Genomic DNA, 16,056 nt, shown 5'->3' on the forward strand with positions numbered 1-16,056 from the left:
CTGGGCCACGAGTCAACCGTCGATGATCGCTTCAAAACGGCGGCGAAATCACGTCCTACTTGACGCTGTCGTACAGCGACGCGACCGTCCGCATCCCCCACGAGCCGTACTCGAGGCTGTAGTACGTCTCCAACGTGGGGTTGAACTTCGCTTTGTACCGGTTGATCCGGCGCGTGTCGGCCCCGACGAGGTCGTACGTCTCGAGGTCGCGCTCGAGGCCGTCGTTCATGATCGCCCAGTCGAGGAGGTCGTTCGTCGGCACGTCGACCTCGGCGTCGGTTCGCACCCCGCCCATCCACCGGCCCGTGGTGTCGTTGTACTCGAGGGCCAGAATGCCGCCGACGAACTCGCCGTCTACGCGGAGGGTGTACGGTCGCACGTGGCCGTTCTCGGTTCGGTCGGCGAGCTCGAGGACGAACTCGACTGGCACGCCGAAGCTGATATCCTGCGACTCGTACCGGTGTGTCACCTGCTCGTGGATCAGACGAATCTCTTCGGGGCCGCCGACTGTGACCTCGTAGGCGTCGTCGTCGGTGTTCCGGATGTTGTTCCGCGCGTCGCTGCTGAACGACATCAGGAGGTCCTCTTCCCCGACGGTGAGGTCGACGGCGTAGGTGTACTCCGGCGTCACGTCGTAGGCGTTCCATTTGAACGGCCGCGAATCCTCGAACGCCGTCGCCGTCCGGATGTGGCCGTATTTCGGATTCAGTTCCGACTCGATCCACTCGAAACAGCCGTCCATAAAACGCTGGCGGCGACGCTCGCGCTTTCGCTGTTTCAGCTTCCCCATGTTCAAAAACGCCGGCCCGAGATACGGCACTCGGAGGTGTGGGGGCGGAGAAAACACCGTCGTGACGAACTGCTTTCTGATCTCGAAGACGGGAAACAGCCCGACCGGCTCCTGCCCTTTGAACCCGATCAACGGGTGGACCTTCGCATCGGCGTGTTCTGCCTGGACTCGCAATGCCTCGAGTTCGTGACACAGCGTCCCCTGTGGCGACTGCGCGACGTAGCCGTTCCATCGCTCTAAGTCGTCGTCGGTCGCGATACGAACCTCGATGCTCATCTGTTCGACCACCCGGAGACGGATACTCGAGTGTTGTCGTCGGTTTCTCGGTGTCTCATACGGGATCGGTCGCCTTCCGGCCACTTTGTAAGCACCCTGTTTCCGTCGTTCTAGACCCTCGAGCACGGCTGCTGTTCAGTGACCGGTTCGATCGACCGTTGATGACGGGACAGCTATCGCTGTTGAAGAGTCGGGTATGGGACTAGTAACAATGATCCGATTGATCGTAATTCGGATACCTACCGAATAAATGAAAGACCTCCTGCTCCGAACGTTTCGGCCGTTTGCAACCGTTGGCCTCGGGCCCACGCTCGCCCGGATACCAACCGACCTGGTCGGTGTCGCCGGATTCGTCGCGGTTGCGACCCTCCTGCTTGCAGTTGTGGACGTCGCGTCACCGGTCGTTCGAGCCATCGTCGGGTTCCCGTTGTTGTTCCTCGCACCCGGGTATGCGATGGTCTCGGTCCTGTTTCCGCGCGAATCGCCGATCGAAGCGACGGATTCGACGCCGCTGATCGGACAGACACGGGACGTGACCGACGTCGAACGCGCGGCACTCGCGTTCGGCCTGAGCGTTGCGCTCTTGCCACTTCTCGGACTCGTGATCGCCGCCCTCTCGTGGGGCTTTACGACGTCGACCGTGGTCGCTACCGTGGGCGGCTTTGTCTTGGTCGGTGTCGCCATTGCCGCAGTTAGACGGGCCCGGATCCCCCTTCAGGATCGATATCGGTTCCAGCTCGGTCGTCTACTCGGTGCCGTTCGCGCGGCCATCTTCGGGTCGGGGTCGGCTGCCCACACTGCCGTCAATGTCGTTCTCGTCGTCAGTCTGTTGCTCGCACTGACGAGCGTCGGCTACGCGCTTGTCTCCCCACAGCAGGGCGAACAGTATACGTCGCTGCAGTTACTCACCGAAGACGAGTCGGGTGACCTCGTCGCCGGCACCCCGTCGACTGTCGAACCCGGCGACTCAATCGCGTTTACCACCGGGATCGAGAATCAGGAAGGCCACGAGCAGGAGTACACCGTCGTCGTTCAGGAACAGTGGCTCGAGGACGGTGACGTCTTCGAGCGCACGGAGTTACAGCGAACCGAGCACAGTGTCAGTGCCGGCGAGACGCTCACCGTCGACCGGGATGTGACGCCGACCGCCGAAAGCGGCACCGTTCGGATTGCGGTGTTGCTGTACGACGATGCAGTCCCCGAGACACCGACCACTGACAACGCCTACCGCGATGGCTACTTCTGGATCGAGATCGGCGAGGACCTCGAGGATGTGTAAATCCGCTGGCGATTCACATCGCTGCCGATATCGTAACAACTGAAACGGGTTACACACCAATCACACAGCTGTCGTGCGATCGGGCGTACACTGTCGTTGAGTGACTACTCTCGCTGAACACGGACTCCGTTTGTTCTCCGCTTACGGTCCGTTTTCTTCGATGACGGTATTGTTCGACTCACATACAGAAACCAGTGAATAACAAGGTCCGTTATCGGCCAACGTCGCAGCAGTTCGAATGTCTCCTCAGTCAGCCGTCGATGACGACCTGTTTCGGAAGGTGGCGCTCGTGGTCGGATTCCTCGCGGTCGCAGGCAGTGCACTCGTTGCACGTGCCAGCCCAGCAACCGGGTACGAGCTATCGATTTACGCGATGACATCCCCGCTCGTCTGGGCGGGACTGGTGATCGCACTGTCCGTTGCGCTTACCGTTGCGTTTGTGCCGTCCTCGAACGCAGCTCATGTTCGAGGACATCAGTCACTCGCGCTTGTGCTCGGCGGTCTCGTGATGGCCGTCTTCGCTGGCCTCCCGATCATTAGGGGGTACAAGTATGTCGGTCACCACGATGCCCTGACCCACCTTGGGTGGGCGCGAGCGCTCTCCGAGGGGACGATCACGCCGTTTGACCTCTACTATCCGGGCATTCACACCGTCGGGGTAATGATCCACTCGGCACTGGGCATTCCGCTCACCCGTTCGATGCTCTTCGCCGTGCTTCTCCCGGTGATCGTCTTCTTGGTGTTCGTGCCGCTATGTGTCGGTACAATCGTGCCCGAGCGTCGTGCGGTCGTGATCGGCGCGTTCGCCGGGTTCCTCCTGTTGCCAATCACGACGATCTCGATGTACCTTGAGGCGCACGCAATGACTCAGGCCGTCCTGCTGTCGGCTGTATTCCTGTATCTGTTCACGAAGTATCTCCGCACCGATCGCGGCGGCTCGTACACGGCGGTTGGCGTCGCCCTCCTCCTAGTCTCGATGGCGCTGGTGATCTACCATCCACAACTCGTCGCCCACCTCATCGTCGTCTTGTTGGGGATTTCGGCGATTCAATTTCTCGCCCGTCGCGTGTCGACCGGAAGCCGGATTGCAAGCCAGACGACCGTGTACGGACAGACCGGGTTCCTGATCGTCCTGTTCGTGCTGTGGACGGCGACCGACGGTTTTTTCTCTGATATTGCCCTCCACTTCGTCGGCTCCGCAGTCGAGTTTCTTTTGACCGGTGTCGGCGGTGCCGGCGACTCCATCGCGACCCAGGGCGCGTCGATCCAGGGAGCCGGCGGCAGTCTGCTCGAGATTTTTTTCAAGCTCTTTTTCCCGCACTTGTTGTTTACGCTCATCACCGCCGTGGTCGTGCTCGGGGCGCTCGTCCGCTGGAATCGCTTCGACGACGTCCGTGCCGAGACGTTGTACTTCACTGTCGGCCTCGTCGGGCTCACCGTCCTCTTCGGCGTCTACTTCGTCACTTCGGGCTCGATGATGCACTTTCGTGTGCTCGGACTGATGATGTTGTTCGCGACGATTATTGGCGCAATCGGCATTCACCACCTCACGGCAGCTGACAGCACAGAGTCACGTTCCTGGTTTGCCGGCTCAAGGCAACCGCTACTCGCCGTCGGCTTCGCGGTGCTGCTGGTCCTCTCGCTCGCGGCTGTCTTCCCCTCGCCGTACACGTACAATGCCTCAAGCCACGTTAGCGAGTCGACACTAAATGGCTATGCGACGGCGTTCGATTCCAGCGACGACGACGTGGACTTCGTTGGCCTCCGCAACGGGCCGAACCGGTACGACGACGCGGTCAACGGCAACGAGGAACGAATGCGGTTCCACACCGATGTCTCGGACGACGCGGTCAATGAGGGACTGCCCGGACAGTTGGACGACGATCGCTACCTCGTGTTGACCCAATCCGATTACGACCGCGAGGTGATCGCCTACAACGAACTCCGCTACAGCGAAGCCGACCTCGACTCGCTGTCGGACCACCCTGACATCGATCACATCCAGTCGAACGGCGAGTTCGACATGTACTACGTTCACGCCGAGACGGCGGCATAACTGACGCGCTGTCGGTACACCGACGAACCGATCGCGACACTTCGATTTTCGACCGTCATTAATTCACAGCGGTCGGTACTCGAGAGTAACTTTGCGAGGGGCGATCGGCCGCGGAGACTTCCGCCCCGAAATCGCGGAACGGGATCGTTACCCGCCTGGAAGCTGCTTGATAACAAAGTCCCTTATCCGGGTTTCCCAACATAATGAGTCAGCGACAGCCGTCTCCCCCTCGACCGGCTCGTCTTCGTTTCTTCGGTCATCACACCGCTCGAGTTGCGCTCTTGATGGCCAATCGAGCGGGACTAACCATGTCGCTGCTCCGGAGGTGAGCGAGCCGATATGGTAGACCGAGAGCACGAACTCTCGGCGCTGCTTTCGAGTGCGGCGCTGGTCATGCTCGGTGGAATCGTGAGTACGGCTGCCAATCTCGGCGAGCGGATCGTCATCGGGCGACTCCTCTCGCCGGACGCCTACGGGGAGGTCAGTGTCGGCCTCGCGTTGTTGATGTTCACGCTGACGGTTGCACTGGCCGGCTGTCCACAGGGCGTCTCACGGTATATTCCCCGGTATGAGACGACCGCGGACCGGCGCGGGGTCTGGATCAGCGGCCTATTGATCGCGGCCAGCCTCTCGGCCGTGTTCGGCGGCGGGATGTTTGTTTTCGCCGATGCCATCGCCGAACAGTTGTTCGAGACCGACGAGGCGGTGTCGTTCATCCGACTGCTAGCGCTCGCGATCCCGTTCACCGCTGGCTTCCGGATCGCCGTCGCCGCGATTCGGGGGTACGAAAACACGATCTACCGAACGGTTATCCAGAACTTCCTTGACCCCTTCGTTCGTATCGCGCTAATCGCCCTCCTGATCGTCGCCGGAATGGGAATCGTCGCGGCCGGTGCCGCCTATCTCCTCGCGGCCGCACTGACGCTCGTCGTCTCGCTAGCCCTTCTGCACCGGCTCATTCCCCTTCGCGGCCAGTACCACACCCACGTCCGGGAGCTGTTTACCTTCTCGCTCCCGCTGGTCGTCTCGAGCGTGATCGGCGTTTTGCTCATCCAGACGGACACGCTGATGCTCGGTTATTTCCGCAGTTCCCTCGAGGTCGGGCTGTACAACGCGGCGTACCCGCTCGCGACTGGACTGACTGTCGCGCTATCGGCCTTTGGCTTTCTCTACCTGCCGATCGCCTCGCGCCTCGATGCGGACGGCGAGCACGACGCGATCAACGACATCTACGCGACGTCGACGAAGTGGGTGTACGTTATCACGTTTCCGCTCTTTCTCCTGTTGGTTGTCTTCCCGCGGGACATGATCTCGCTGTTCTTCGGCGCGTCTTACACCGACGCGGCGCCGGTATTGCCGATCCTCGCGGCGGGCTTCTTCCTGAGCGTCGCCGCCGGCCGGGACCGGGAGACCCTCTCTGCGGTCGGCGCAACCACCTGGATCGCCGCCGGGAACGTTGTCGGCCTCGTCGTGAACGTCGGAATCAACCTCGCGCTCATCCCGAGGTACGGCTTCATGGGCGCCGGAATCGCCTCTGTCACCTCGCTGGTCACCGTCCACGCCGTCATCTGTGGTATCCTCGCGATGAAGTACGATATCACGCCGTTCTCCCCGGAGGCACTCCGGAGCTACGTTGCTCTTCCCCTGATCTTGCTGCCGCTCGCGGCGGTCCTCTCCTCGTGGGTCACAATATCGCTCCTGACACTGCTGCCCGCCCTAATCGTCGTCGGCCTCACGTCGCTCGTCGTGATCGGCCTCATCGGTGGCCTCGAACCGGACGACGTCGTCGTGATCGACCTGCTCGAGGACAACACCGGCGTCACGATTCCGTACGTCCGCCGCTGGATGCCTGACGACGAGGCGAGCGGCGAGCAGGCCGATCCCTTCTTGGCGGACTGATACGGACTGTTGTAGTCAATTACCGCCGATCACCGACCCCGTCTCTGGTGATCGGCGGTAACTCGGTACAACAGACCGTATGAGCGGTGCTGGATCAGATCATTACCGAGAACGCCGATCTAAGTACGTGTCCGCGCGAAGAAATTGAATCGAGTCCGTCGGCCTCAGTCGGAGAGCTGTCCCGGCTGCTCGCGAGCCAGTGCGGCCTCGAGTATCGCCTCGAGATCGGCGGTGTCGACGTACATGTCGTTGTTCGGTCGTTCGCAGTCGAGGTAGCCGTACCAGCCGCCGACCTGCTTTGCGAGCATGAAGAAGATTCCGTTGACCCGATCGCGCGGCATGAACTCGACGACAGCGGCGTCGTCGGTATGGATCAGGTCCGTCAGTCCGGCGCCGTGGGGCGCGACGACGCAGTCGGCCTGGGCAAACAGCGCGACCGTCTCTTGGACGCTCATCTCGGTGAGCCGGTACGACTCGAAGCCGTAGTCTTCGAGGACGTTGCCGACGGCCTCGTCGTTGATGACGCGCCGGGTCGCCGCGTCGGTCCGGCTGATGTAGACCCGCTCTGAGAAGCGCGACGTGTCGACGGCCTCGAGGGCGTCTTCACGCAGCTGGCCGCGAAGCCACTCGTGGGAGAACGGAGACGGGTTCGGCGGATCGATCTCTCGGCGCATCGACGGTACAACGAGCCGATCGACCGTACAGTGCGCCGAACGCCAGTTGACGAGGTCGTCCTCGTTGTAGCCGAGCAACTCGAGCGATTCTCGCTGGAAGGACGTTAGGTCTGGACCGACGATCAGTTTCGGCTTCCGTCCGGTCTCGGCCCGATATTGCTCGACGCCCTCAAGTCGCGTTAGCGATTCTGCCACCCAGTGGAAGTAGCCGTCGACCCAGCTGTGATGAAGGAGGACCGCCTCCTCGAGGCTGTCACCGCGGCCGTTTCCGGAGAGGAGCCGCCGTGGCGTCTCCCGGATCGAGTCGATGATGTTGAGCGTCTGGACGTTACGGCTCACGGATGCGTCGCTGATGTACTTGGTGCCGGCAAACGCGAGCGGCGGCGAGCCCACGAGCCGGGTGTCCGGGACCGTCCCGACGAACGGTTTCGAGATCGAGTGCGTTCCAATCCACCGGTTCATCTCCAGCAGTTCGCCGGCGTAGGCGTCAGGCCTCGAGACGGTCACCGATCCGAACTCGCCATAGTCGATCACTGAGCCGTTTCGCTTGACACGATCATATAACTCCTCGCGCGTGATACGGTTGTAAGTCGATCCGGCAATGCTGGTCGCGTACGGAAATCCGCGTTCACCGAGCCGCCGACCGAGTGATTTCACGCTCATTAGCTCCAGTAACTGCAACTCCAGCCTTTACTATGGTCGCGTTTACGTGAATCCGGGGGCGTTTCGTCGTTATCGGCGGCAACGGTTGCTACTGTGTCGGTGACCGACTGCGCACCCCGGAACACGACTTGGCCGTCGAACGCGATCGTCTCCCCTGTTATATTACTGTTGACTCGAGCCTGTCGGGACCGACTATATTTTTTGCTGTGACAAAAACCATCAAACTCTCAACACCTATTACAGATAGTTACGACATTCAGGAGTGACATACCGTCATATTTCTCCAACCATAAAGTGCACACTGGTTAATACAATACTACTCGGCAGTAAGTTCGGAAAACAGGAGTGTATGCGTAACCGAGATAGCGAACCTGACCAGATCGTCAATCGACGAATGTACCTGAAGGGGGTCGCGGGTGTGGGTGCGACGATCGCTGCGAGCATGGGTGTGTCTGCCAGCGATGGCGACTACGAAGAGGTCGTCGTCGATGCGTACGACTCCGTCACCTACACTGTCGGCAGCGGTGAGACACTCGAGAATCTGCTGATCGACATCTCCGCTCCGCACGCGAAGTTCTACATTCGCGCGAACGGTCGCGACTGGACTGTTCGGAACATCGGTATCAAGGGAACGTGGGACGACGACACGAAAGAGGAGCCGTTTATTGTCAACGTCTCCTCCGGCGGTACCGGTCACGTCGAGAACTTCTACTGGGCTGACGGCACGGCGCCGTTTGATAAGCAGCGCACGTACGGCGGCGCGGCGACCGGCTGTTACATTGCTAACGCCCACTCAGGCACGCTGGTCATGGAGAACCTCAACCTTCAGGGCTTCTCCGACAACGGGGTCTACGGCTCCTCGCCTGGCGACCTCCCCTCGCACCCCAGCGGCGGCGGCGGCAACGGCCAGGTTATCATCCGCAACTCCTATGCAGCCAACTGCGCGCCGGCCGGCTTCCGACTCGGCTCTGACGGTTCTCGCCTCGAGAACTGTGTTGTGACGAACTGCACCCGGAACTACTGGGGATTCTACCGCGACACGGAGATCGTCGACTGCGACCTGAGTGACACGAGCCAGCACGGCGACATCGTCGTCAGTGATAGCCACTGGGACGACAACGCGACGGTCACTGTCGAGAATACGTACTTCGAGCGGACCGGAAAACATGGCTCCAAGGGTCGTGTCGTCGGTAGTTCGGCTGACAGGACGCCGCGAACCCGTCCTGACCAGGTCGAAGGCGTACCGTTGACGCCTGAGGAAGCGGCATTGGGCTCCTCGAGTGCGGAGCCGTCACTGCCGTCAAACGGTGACGACGGAACCAGGGACGAGGACGACGACAGCGACGAAGACGAGATCGGCGCGGATGATCGCCACCTACTCGCGTTCGTTACGGACACGAACGCGCGCAACGCGAGATACGAGTTCACGGCCGAGGGGCCGGTCGACTTCGCGTCGGCCCCGTACGACAGTCCCTCCGGCGGTAACATTGAAGGTGGACCTGGGAACGACTCTATCGATGAAGCAAACGGAGCGGTCCACGTCAACGGCCTTACCGGCGGTGGCTTCGGCGACGCGTTCACCGTTGAGGGACCGATCACGGAGATCAATATCAAACAACCCGACGTGATGTGGGCCGAACTCAACGGCGAGCAGATGACGCCCGAGGAAATCGTCACGGAAACAGCTGGCGACGCCGAGGACGACAGCGGGAGCGAGGACGAGAACGACGACGAATCCGACCACCCCCCAAACGCGATCGTCATCGACGCGACCGAGACCCGTGACACCGCCGACTACTCGTTCGAGGTGTCCGGTTCGGTCGAGAAGGCAACTCACCATGCCGCCACGATCGACGACGGCGACAGCGTCGAGGGGACCGCCGTCAAAGGTGCCGTCGACGACTCGAAGGACGCCTACTGGTTCAGCGGCGATATTACGGACTTCTGGCTGAACGGAAACGCGTTCGTCGACGTCGAGTATGGGGCTGAATAACCGCTTCGGATCGGAAAATCTGATTTCGGTCGGCCTCGACGACTTCGACGAATTTGGTTATCGAAGTATCGACGATGTAGCCGCTTGACTACTGCAAACACGCGATCAAACCGACGACTGCGTCACTTTAGCGAGCCACTCACTGTACTGTAGACCGACTTCGCGAGCGTCATCTCGAGCCCCGCCGACTCGACAATATAATACGGCCGCAACTCGCCGTTGAATTTCCCTTTATACTCACAGAGCCGTTCGGTGTTGGCCCCGACGAGATCGTAGCCCGTCACCGACTCGAGGGCGGGGTCGGTGACGATGTCCTCGAGAATGGCGCGATGGAGGAGGTTGTTGACGCTGACGTGCTCGTAGGAGGCGGTGACGCCGCCTTGCCAGTAGGAGGCGAGATCGGGCGAAAAGAGCGTAATAATACCACTCTTATACGTCCCATCGGGGGTTCGGGCCGCATACACGCGCCACCGATCGTCGTCCAGACTCGAGAGCAGGTCACGAAGGAACAGCCGAGACATCGGTGCAGTATCGTCGTATTCCTCGTACTGGTCGACGACGTCGTCGTAGATCCGGAGGGCGGTGTCGATGCCTTCGGTATCGATCGTCAGATCAAGCTCGTCGTAGCGTCGCATCTCGTTTCGGAGGCTCTTGCTGAACCCGCTCATCGCATCCTCGAGATCGTCACAGCTCTCAAGATCGACCACGTACGTGAACTCCGGTTCTATCGAAAACCCGTTCCAGCCGTATGGCCGGGGATCGGGATACTCGAGCGGACAGGTCATCCGAAAGAGTGTCGACCGTTTGTCGACCTCGAGGTCGTCGGCGACCGCGTCGGCTAACTCACTGTTGATCCGCTCCCACTTGCGGCGTTTCGGGCTGTTGGGGTTGATGATCGGACCCAGTCGAGGGACGCCAAACGAGAGGGGCGGCGAAAACACTGTTCGGCCGACCGATTTTTCATCGACGAACACCGGCAGCAGTCCGACGGCCTGTTGGCCTTTGTACGTCCCGTAGAGTTGTAACTCGGCGTCGACGTGATTGTCGAGGACGGCGAGTGCGTCCGGATCGTGAAACACCTCGTATCCCGACCGCGGCAACGCCTCGCCCCACTCCTCGAGCGTCAGTCGTTCAGTCTCCATGTGGTTCTTGATGTGGTGACTATTCGTTTTGTTATCGCGTTGTTACCGCGCGTAACGGCGGCTGTAACCGCGTTTCGATGGCGACCGAGACACACAAACCGGTTGCCGGACCTGCTGGGGCTGGTCATGCCTCGAGCGTCGCCAGAATGCGCCGCCAATCTTCGCCTGCTTGAGTCAGCGAGAACGAGGACCGAACGTCGGTCGCGTTCGCTGCGAGCGCGTCGCGCTCGTCAGGGTCGTCCAGACACCGAGCCATCGCGGCTGCGAACGTCGCTGGCTCTCGGTCGGCGACGACGAGGCCGTTGTGGCCGTCGCCGACGACGTCCGGAATCGAACCGACCGCTGGAACCACGGGTGCAAGCCCGGTCGCCATCGCCTCGAGCATCACCAGCGGCAACGCGTCGCGACTCGAGGTGAGCACGAACACCTTCGATCGTTGGTAGTAGGAGACGGGGTCGTCGGCCCAGCCGACGAGGTCGATCCGATCGCCAACCCCCAGCCGATCAATCTCTGCGACGACATCGTCTCGAAGCGCGCCGTCGCCGACCATCGCTGCCCGGAACTCTCGGCCGGTTGCATCGAGTTCGGCAACCACGCGAACGAATCGAACCGGGTCTTTCTCCTCGCTGAACCGGCCGACCCAGACGAACTCGTAGTCGGTTTCGGCGTCGTCGTCGGGCGGTCGGTAGGTCTCCACGTCGATCGCGTTGGTCAGGATCTCGATTCGGGTGGGTGCGACGCCACACCGGACGAGTCGTTCGGCGTGGTCGGAGCCGGGAACGGAGACCACATTGAACCGTCTGAACGCCCATCGAGGGCCAGCGCCGTACCACTGCCGTGCGTGATGATCGAGGTCGATGCCGATGATGCCGAGATGGGCCGGATAGCCGTAGAGCGATTTCAGGACCAGCGCGTAGATCCCGTAGGGAACGAGCGAGATCGACGCGACCGCGTCGTACTCGTTGCGATAGCCCTCGTAAAGGGCGAGGAAAAACAGGAAGACGATCCGAACGATCCGCGGACCGATGTCCGGCACCGGCACGGCGGTCGCGCCGTCGATGTCGGTGTCCGGATCGAGACACACGAGTGTCGTTTCGCTGGCGACGTCCGCGAGCGGGCCGTAGTGACGCTCGTTTTTGTGTGCCAGCCCCGTGACGACGAGGACGCGAAGTTCCTCGGGACTGGAGCCGGTCGCGGTGTGTGTCCCCTGGTGTTGGTCTCGAGCGGCAGTCGCTCGAGTGTGCGGACCCTTACCGTCGCCAGTCGATGCTGGCTCGAGAGTGGTCGCGTCGTTCGTTCCCGTCGATCCGGGCGCGGGCTGGCTCATGAGTGAAGCGACACCCGTTCGCGTTCAGTCTCCACGCTCGACTGTTCGTCTGCTCGATTGTGGGTCGCCAGCAGGAATTCCGACAGCGCGTACGACATCCACCCCTGACACCACCGCATCAGCGTCACTCGCTTCGTGTGGTGGCGATACTTTCGGTAATAAAACTGCCCCTCCTCGACCTGGAGGTTCGCGAGCACCCACCGGAGGATTCGCTCGGCAAACTCGAGGTCACCCTCGCGCGCGAAAACCAATATTCCTTGCGTGCTAGCGTGGATATCGCGCGGATAGGCGTTCGATTCGTCAAAGTTCGGCGCGCCGTCGAGCTCGAACAGCTCGGTTCGGTAGAACTCGAGCGCATCCGCGAGCGTCTCGGCGTAGCGGTCCGCATCGATGACGTCGCGGTAGCGCTGGAACGCCTCGATGACGAACCCGTTGTGGTGGTTGTCCATCGAGAGGTGTGACGCCGATGCGGGCAGCCGGTACGGCCAGCCGCCCACGTCGGTCTGGTTGGCCGCGATGTGATCGAGGATCTTCGTCGCTCGCTCGCGGAGGTCTTCGTCGCCGAAGTGCTCGTAGAGGTCGACGAGCATCCCGGCTCCCAGCGCGGCCGCGTTGACCGTGTAGGAGTCCTCGGGATGGTTCATGTGGTAGTCGATCTTCGCGCCCTCCTCGACCTCCCGGTAGTTCAGGTCCTCGACCAGAAACGCCGTCGCTGTTCGGGCGATATCGGCGTACTCGTCACCGAGACCGTGTTCCGTGGCCCGCAGGAGCGCTTTGACCGCGTACGCCGTCGAGACGATATCCGGATCGCTCGGCACACCTTTCGTGTGGAAGTGTTGGATTTCGTGTCGGTGACCGCCACAGAAGCCGCTGTACCCCGTTATCTGTTCCTCGAGGAGCCACTCGGCGAGTCGGTCGGCTTCGGCGACCGGATCGAACGCGAGGTCGTCCACCTCGCCGCGGCGACTCGCGAACTCGTGGTAGTTGAGATTAGCCATCGCGAACAGCGCCGCCCCCTTGTAGTTTCGCCGGTGTTCGACGCGCAACAGCGGTCTGATGTCGACCGGCGTGCGTTTGACGACCTCCTGGACGACCAGATTGAGCACGCGATTTTCGAACGGCAACGCCTGCAAGAGTTGGCTGCTCATCCCGTCTCCGTAATCCGGGCCGATGTAGTCCCGCCGACGGGCGTACGCGAGGGTCGAATCGAGCACCGAGACGTAGGTATCGACGTCTCGAGGACGCCGGATCGTCTCGGGGTATCCGTCCGACGCGGGAGATTTTTGTGACTGCATTACTGGCATTCTCGGATGATATTCACATTATTATACGCTCGCTACCGCCGTCACCCTCGAGACAGGGATCGACTGCTCCCGGTCTCGGTATCCGTTACATTCCGTACGAGCTAGATAACAAACCCACCTGCTAGGAAATCTGTCTCTCATGCGAGGGTGCTATTCAGCATGAACTACCTGTTTTTCACCAACACGCCGGCACACGTCCACCTGTACAAACACGCTGTCCAGCGGCTGCGTGACCGTGGTCACGAGGTCCTCGTCCTCGCTCGAGAGTACACCTGTACGGTCGATTTGCTCGAGTGGTACGAACTCCCGTACGTGGTTTACGGTGCCTGTGAGACGTCGAAAGGCTCGCTGCTGAGCCGGCTGCCGGCCCACTACGCCCGGGCGATCACGCACGCTCGACGGTTCGACCCGGATCTCATCTTTGGCATGGGCGGCTACGCGGCACACACCGGCGCGGTAACGCGAACGCCGACGGTGTTGCTGATCGATTCCGAGCCGGCATCGTTCGATCACACGATCTCGACGCCGTTTGCTCGCTCGATCCTCACGCCGAATACGTTCCGGAAGGACCTGGGCGAGAACCACTACGTCTTTCTCGGATTCAAGGAGTGTGCGTATCTCCATCCCGAAACCTACGAGCCTGACCCGTCGGTCCGGGAGCAACTCGACCTCGAGGCCGACGAATCCTACGCGATCCTCCGACTCAACGCCTTCGGCTCACAACACGACGTCGGGAAACAGGGACTTACGGACGACGACTGTCGCCGGCTCGTCGACCGCATCGGCGACGATGTGACGGTGCTCGTCTCCGATGAGGGCGGCGACGCTGCCCTCGAGGGGCTTTCGGCTCGCTCCTTCGACCTCCACCCCGCATTGATGCACGACGCCCTCGCTGAGGCCGACCTGCTCGTCGCCGACACGCAGACGATGGTCACCGAAGCGGCACTGCTTGGCACGCCGGCAATCCGGTCGAACTCGTTCGTCGGGGACGACGACATGGGCAACTTCGTCGAACTCGAGAACCGGGGGCTGATCCACAACGTCGCGTCGGCCGACGAAATCATCGACCGGGCGGTGCCGCTGCTCGAGGCTGACGATACCGCCCAGAAATGGCGGCGGCGACGCAACGCACTGCTTGCGGACAAGGTCAACCTCACCGACGTTATTGTCGACGTGGCGCTCAATCTGGGTGCCGTCGACGACCTCGAAGCACTCGAGCAGTTCGGGCAGCTGCCAGAGCCCGAACCGGCGACGTCCGTCGGTGTCGGTGGCGACTGAACGGGCCGTGAACTGATCGACTGCGGCTGTTCCGCTCCTGAGTTTTTCTGACGCTGGCCGATTGGCCTGACGGGACTCGACTCTCTCCGATGAGACGTGACTGGCTCGACGGGGCCTGGAACTGCTCCAGAGGCCGGGTAACTCGACTCCAGCGAGCGGATCGACGGTGGATTCACCGGCGGCGATGTGGGCTACGGCTACACATTGTGGCCACTGCAGACATCTAGTGAGCACCGAGGTCCCCCTCCGAAGGAAGCGGCCAAAACACAGTACTGCACGTCAATGAGGACAGGCGCTCCGAACGATCGCGACTGCACTATCGGTACCAGTAGATCGTAGCACGATTTCGTTATTCAGAACACTCCTGAAACTGAATCAGGGGTTTCGGCAACTATTTTCGTCCCCTGACCTATAGATCTCTAAATAGAGCACCTAGGAAGTTCTATCCATCCTCAAACCACCACCTATGTATGGCCGATCGTGTGAGAGTTGGGTTCGTCTGCGTAGAGAATGCTGGTCGGAGCCAGATCGCCGAAGCAGTGGCCGAAACACAACTTCAGATTCGAGAGCGTGACGACATAGAGATTCACAGTGGCGGAACTGACCCCGCTGACAAACTCCACCCGGTCGTTGTTGACGTGATGACTGAGAAGGGATACGACCTCTCAGATCAGTCGCCGCAGAAAATCACTCGAGACGAACTGGCACGGTTCGACATTGTTGCCCTCATGGGGTGTGCGCTCTCTGTGGAGGATTTACCCACAGGAGTCGTCGTCCGAGATTGGGGATTTATTAACCCTGCCCGAGGGACCCACGAGGAAGTGCGGGCAATTAGCACAGAAATCGAACAGCGAGTCATCGAATTACTCGATGACCTGCCGACGACAGAACAACGACAGGCGACCCTGAACCGATGACAAATACTACTGCCAACGGCGAGTCTGTTCGGGTGGCTTTTGTGTGTGTCCAAAATGCAGGTCGCTCTCAGATGGCATACGCCTTCGCTCAGCAAGCATTGGAAAAGCGTGGACTCGAAGACGAGTTCGAACTTATCACTGGAGGGACACAGCCAGCGGATCATGTCCACGAGATGGTCGTCAAGACGATGGCTGAGGCCGGAATTGGTATCAGCGACCGCACACCTCGTGAAGTAACGTTCGAGGAGATTCAGGGAAGTGACTACGTGATTACGATGGGCTGTGCTGCAGAAGACGTGTGTCCTGCAGGGTGGGCCGGTGAGAATAGCGACTGGGACTTACCCGACCCGGATGGCAAGTCGGTAGACAAGGTCACAGAGATTCGTGATGAGATCGAACGATGCGTAGAGAAACTGTTCGACGAACTACAGCCCGACAAATAAAGAAACCGTCCTTCC

12 protein-coding genes are annotated in these 16,056 nt (G+C 60.9%); 7 read left to right on the forward strand and 5 right to left on the reverse strand.

The annotated features are described in order from the left end of the window. Positions 1-55 precede the first annotated feature (55 nt). Entirely contained in the window at positions 56-1,066 is a 1,011-nt protein-coding gene (locus tag BW940_RS10925) for a lipid II:glycine glycyltransferase FemX (RefSeq protein ID WP_076609390.1), read from the reverse strand. A 250-nt stretch (positions 1,067-1,316) separates the two neighbouring features. Between BW940_RS10925 and BW940_RS10930 the strand changes: the two genes are divergently transcribed. The 3 genes from BW940_RS10930 to BW940_RS10940 all read left to right on the forward strand — a co-directional run bounded on the left by BW940_RS10930 (position 1,317) and on the right by BW940_RS10940 (position 6,300). Then, positions 1,317-2,345, forward strand: coding sequence for a DUF1616 domain-containing protein (locus BW940_RS10930; RefSeq protein WP_076609250.1), 1,029 nt, complete (start codon positions 1,317-1,319; stop codon positions 2,343-2,345). Positions 2,346-2,583: 238 nt separating this feature from the next. Further along, the gene (locus BW940_RS10935; RefSeq protein WP_076609251.1) at positions 2,584-4,401 is read left to right on the forward strand and encodes a hypothetical protein; all 1,818 of its coding nucleotides are present in this window, start codon (positions 2,584-2,586) and stop codon (positions 4,399-4,401) included. Between the two features lie 339 nt (positions 4,402-4,740). Continuing rightward, positions 4,741-6,300, forward strand: a complete 1,560-nt coding sequence (locus BW940_RS10940) for a flippase (protein ID WP_076609252.1) — start codon at positions 4,741-4,743, stop codon at positions 6,298-6,300. A gap of 164 nt (positions 6,301-6,464) precedes the next feature. Here BW940_RS10940 and BW940_RS10945 read toward each other — a convergent pair whose 3' ends face one another. Further along, positions 6,465-7,637, reverse strand: coding sequence for a glycosyltransferase family 61 protein (locus tag BW940_RS10945; protein WP_076609253.1), 1,173 nt, complete (start codon positions 7,635-7,637; stop codon positions 6,465-6,467). A 349-nt stretch (positions 7,638-7,986) separates the two neighbouring features. Between BW940_RS10945 and BW940_RS10950 the strand changes: the two genes are divergently transcribed. Next, positions 7,987-9,630: a hypothetical protein gene (locus BW940_RS10950; protein WP_076609254.1), complete on the forward strand. Its 1,644-nt coding sequence runs from the start codon at positions 7,987-7,989 to the stop codon at positions 9,628-9,630. Positions 9,631-9,752: 122 nt separating this feature from the next. Here BW940_RS10950 and BW940_RS10955 read toward each other — a convergent pair whose 3' ends face one another. The 3 genes from BW940_RS10955 to BW940_RS10965 form a co-directional block, all read right to left on the reverse strand. Continuing rightward, complete coding sequence (locus tag BW940_RS10955; RefSeq protein ID WP_076609255.1) at positions 9,753-10,772, reverse strand: GNAT family N-acetyltransferase; 1,020 nt, start codon at positions 10,770-10,772, stop codon at positions 9,753-9,755. Positions 10,773-10,896: 124 nt separating this feature from the next. Further along, the gene (locus tag BW940_RS10960) at positions 10,897-12,099 is read right to left on the reverse strand and encodes a glycosyltransferase (protein WP_076609256.1); all 1,203 of its coding nucleotides are present in this window, start codon (positions 12,097-12,099) and stop codon (positions 10,897-10,899) included. Then, positions 12,096-13,394 (reverse strand): prenyltransferase/squalene oxidase repeat-containing protein, encoded by a 1,299-nt coding sequence (locus BW940_RS10965; RefSeq protein WP_076609257.1) that lies wholly within the window; start codon positions 13,392-13,394, stop codon positions 12,096-12,098. The genes BW940_RS10960 and BW940_RS10965 overlap by 4 nt, the downstream gene beginning before the upstream one ends. 168 nt (positions 13,395-13,562) lie before the next feature. Here BW940_RS10965 and BW940_RS10970 point away from each other — a divergent pair, with 168 nt between their 5' ends. From BW940_RS10970 to BW940_RS10980, 3 genes are all read left to right on the forward strand, one after another. Continuing rightward, positions 13,563-14,681 carry a DUF354 domain-containing protein gene (locus BW940_RS10970; RefSeq protein ID WP_076609258.1) on the forward strand — a complete coding sequence of 373 codons (1,119 nt, stop codon included), beginning with the start codon at positions 13,563-13,565 and terminating at the stop codon, positions 14,679-14,681. Between the two features lie 470 nt (positions 14,682-15,151). Next, positions 15,152-15,598, forward strand: a complete 447-nt coding sequence (locus tag BW940_RS10975; RefSeq protein ID WP_076609259.1) for an arsenate-mycothiol transferase ArsC — start codon at positions 15,152-15,154, stop codon at positions 15,596-15,598. Further along, positions 15,595-16,041 (forward strand): arsenate-mycothiol transferase ArsC, encoded by a 447-nt coding sequence (locus BW940_RS10980; RefSeq protein WP_076609260.1) that lies wholly within the window; start codon positions 15,595-15,597, stop codon positions 16,039-16,041. Before BW940_RS10975 ends, BW940_RS10980 begins: the two co-directional genes overlap by 4 nt. Positions 16,042-16,056: the final 15 nt, after the last annotated feature.

The sequence above is a fragment of the Natronorubrum thiooxidans genome, from assembly GCF_900156475.1.
In the GTDB taxonomy this organism is placed as follows: domain Archaea; phylum Halobacteriota; class Halobacteria; order Halobacteriales; family Natrialbaceae; genus Natronorubrum; species Natronorubrum thiooxidans.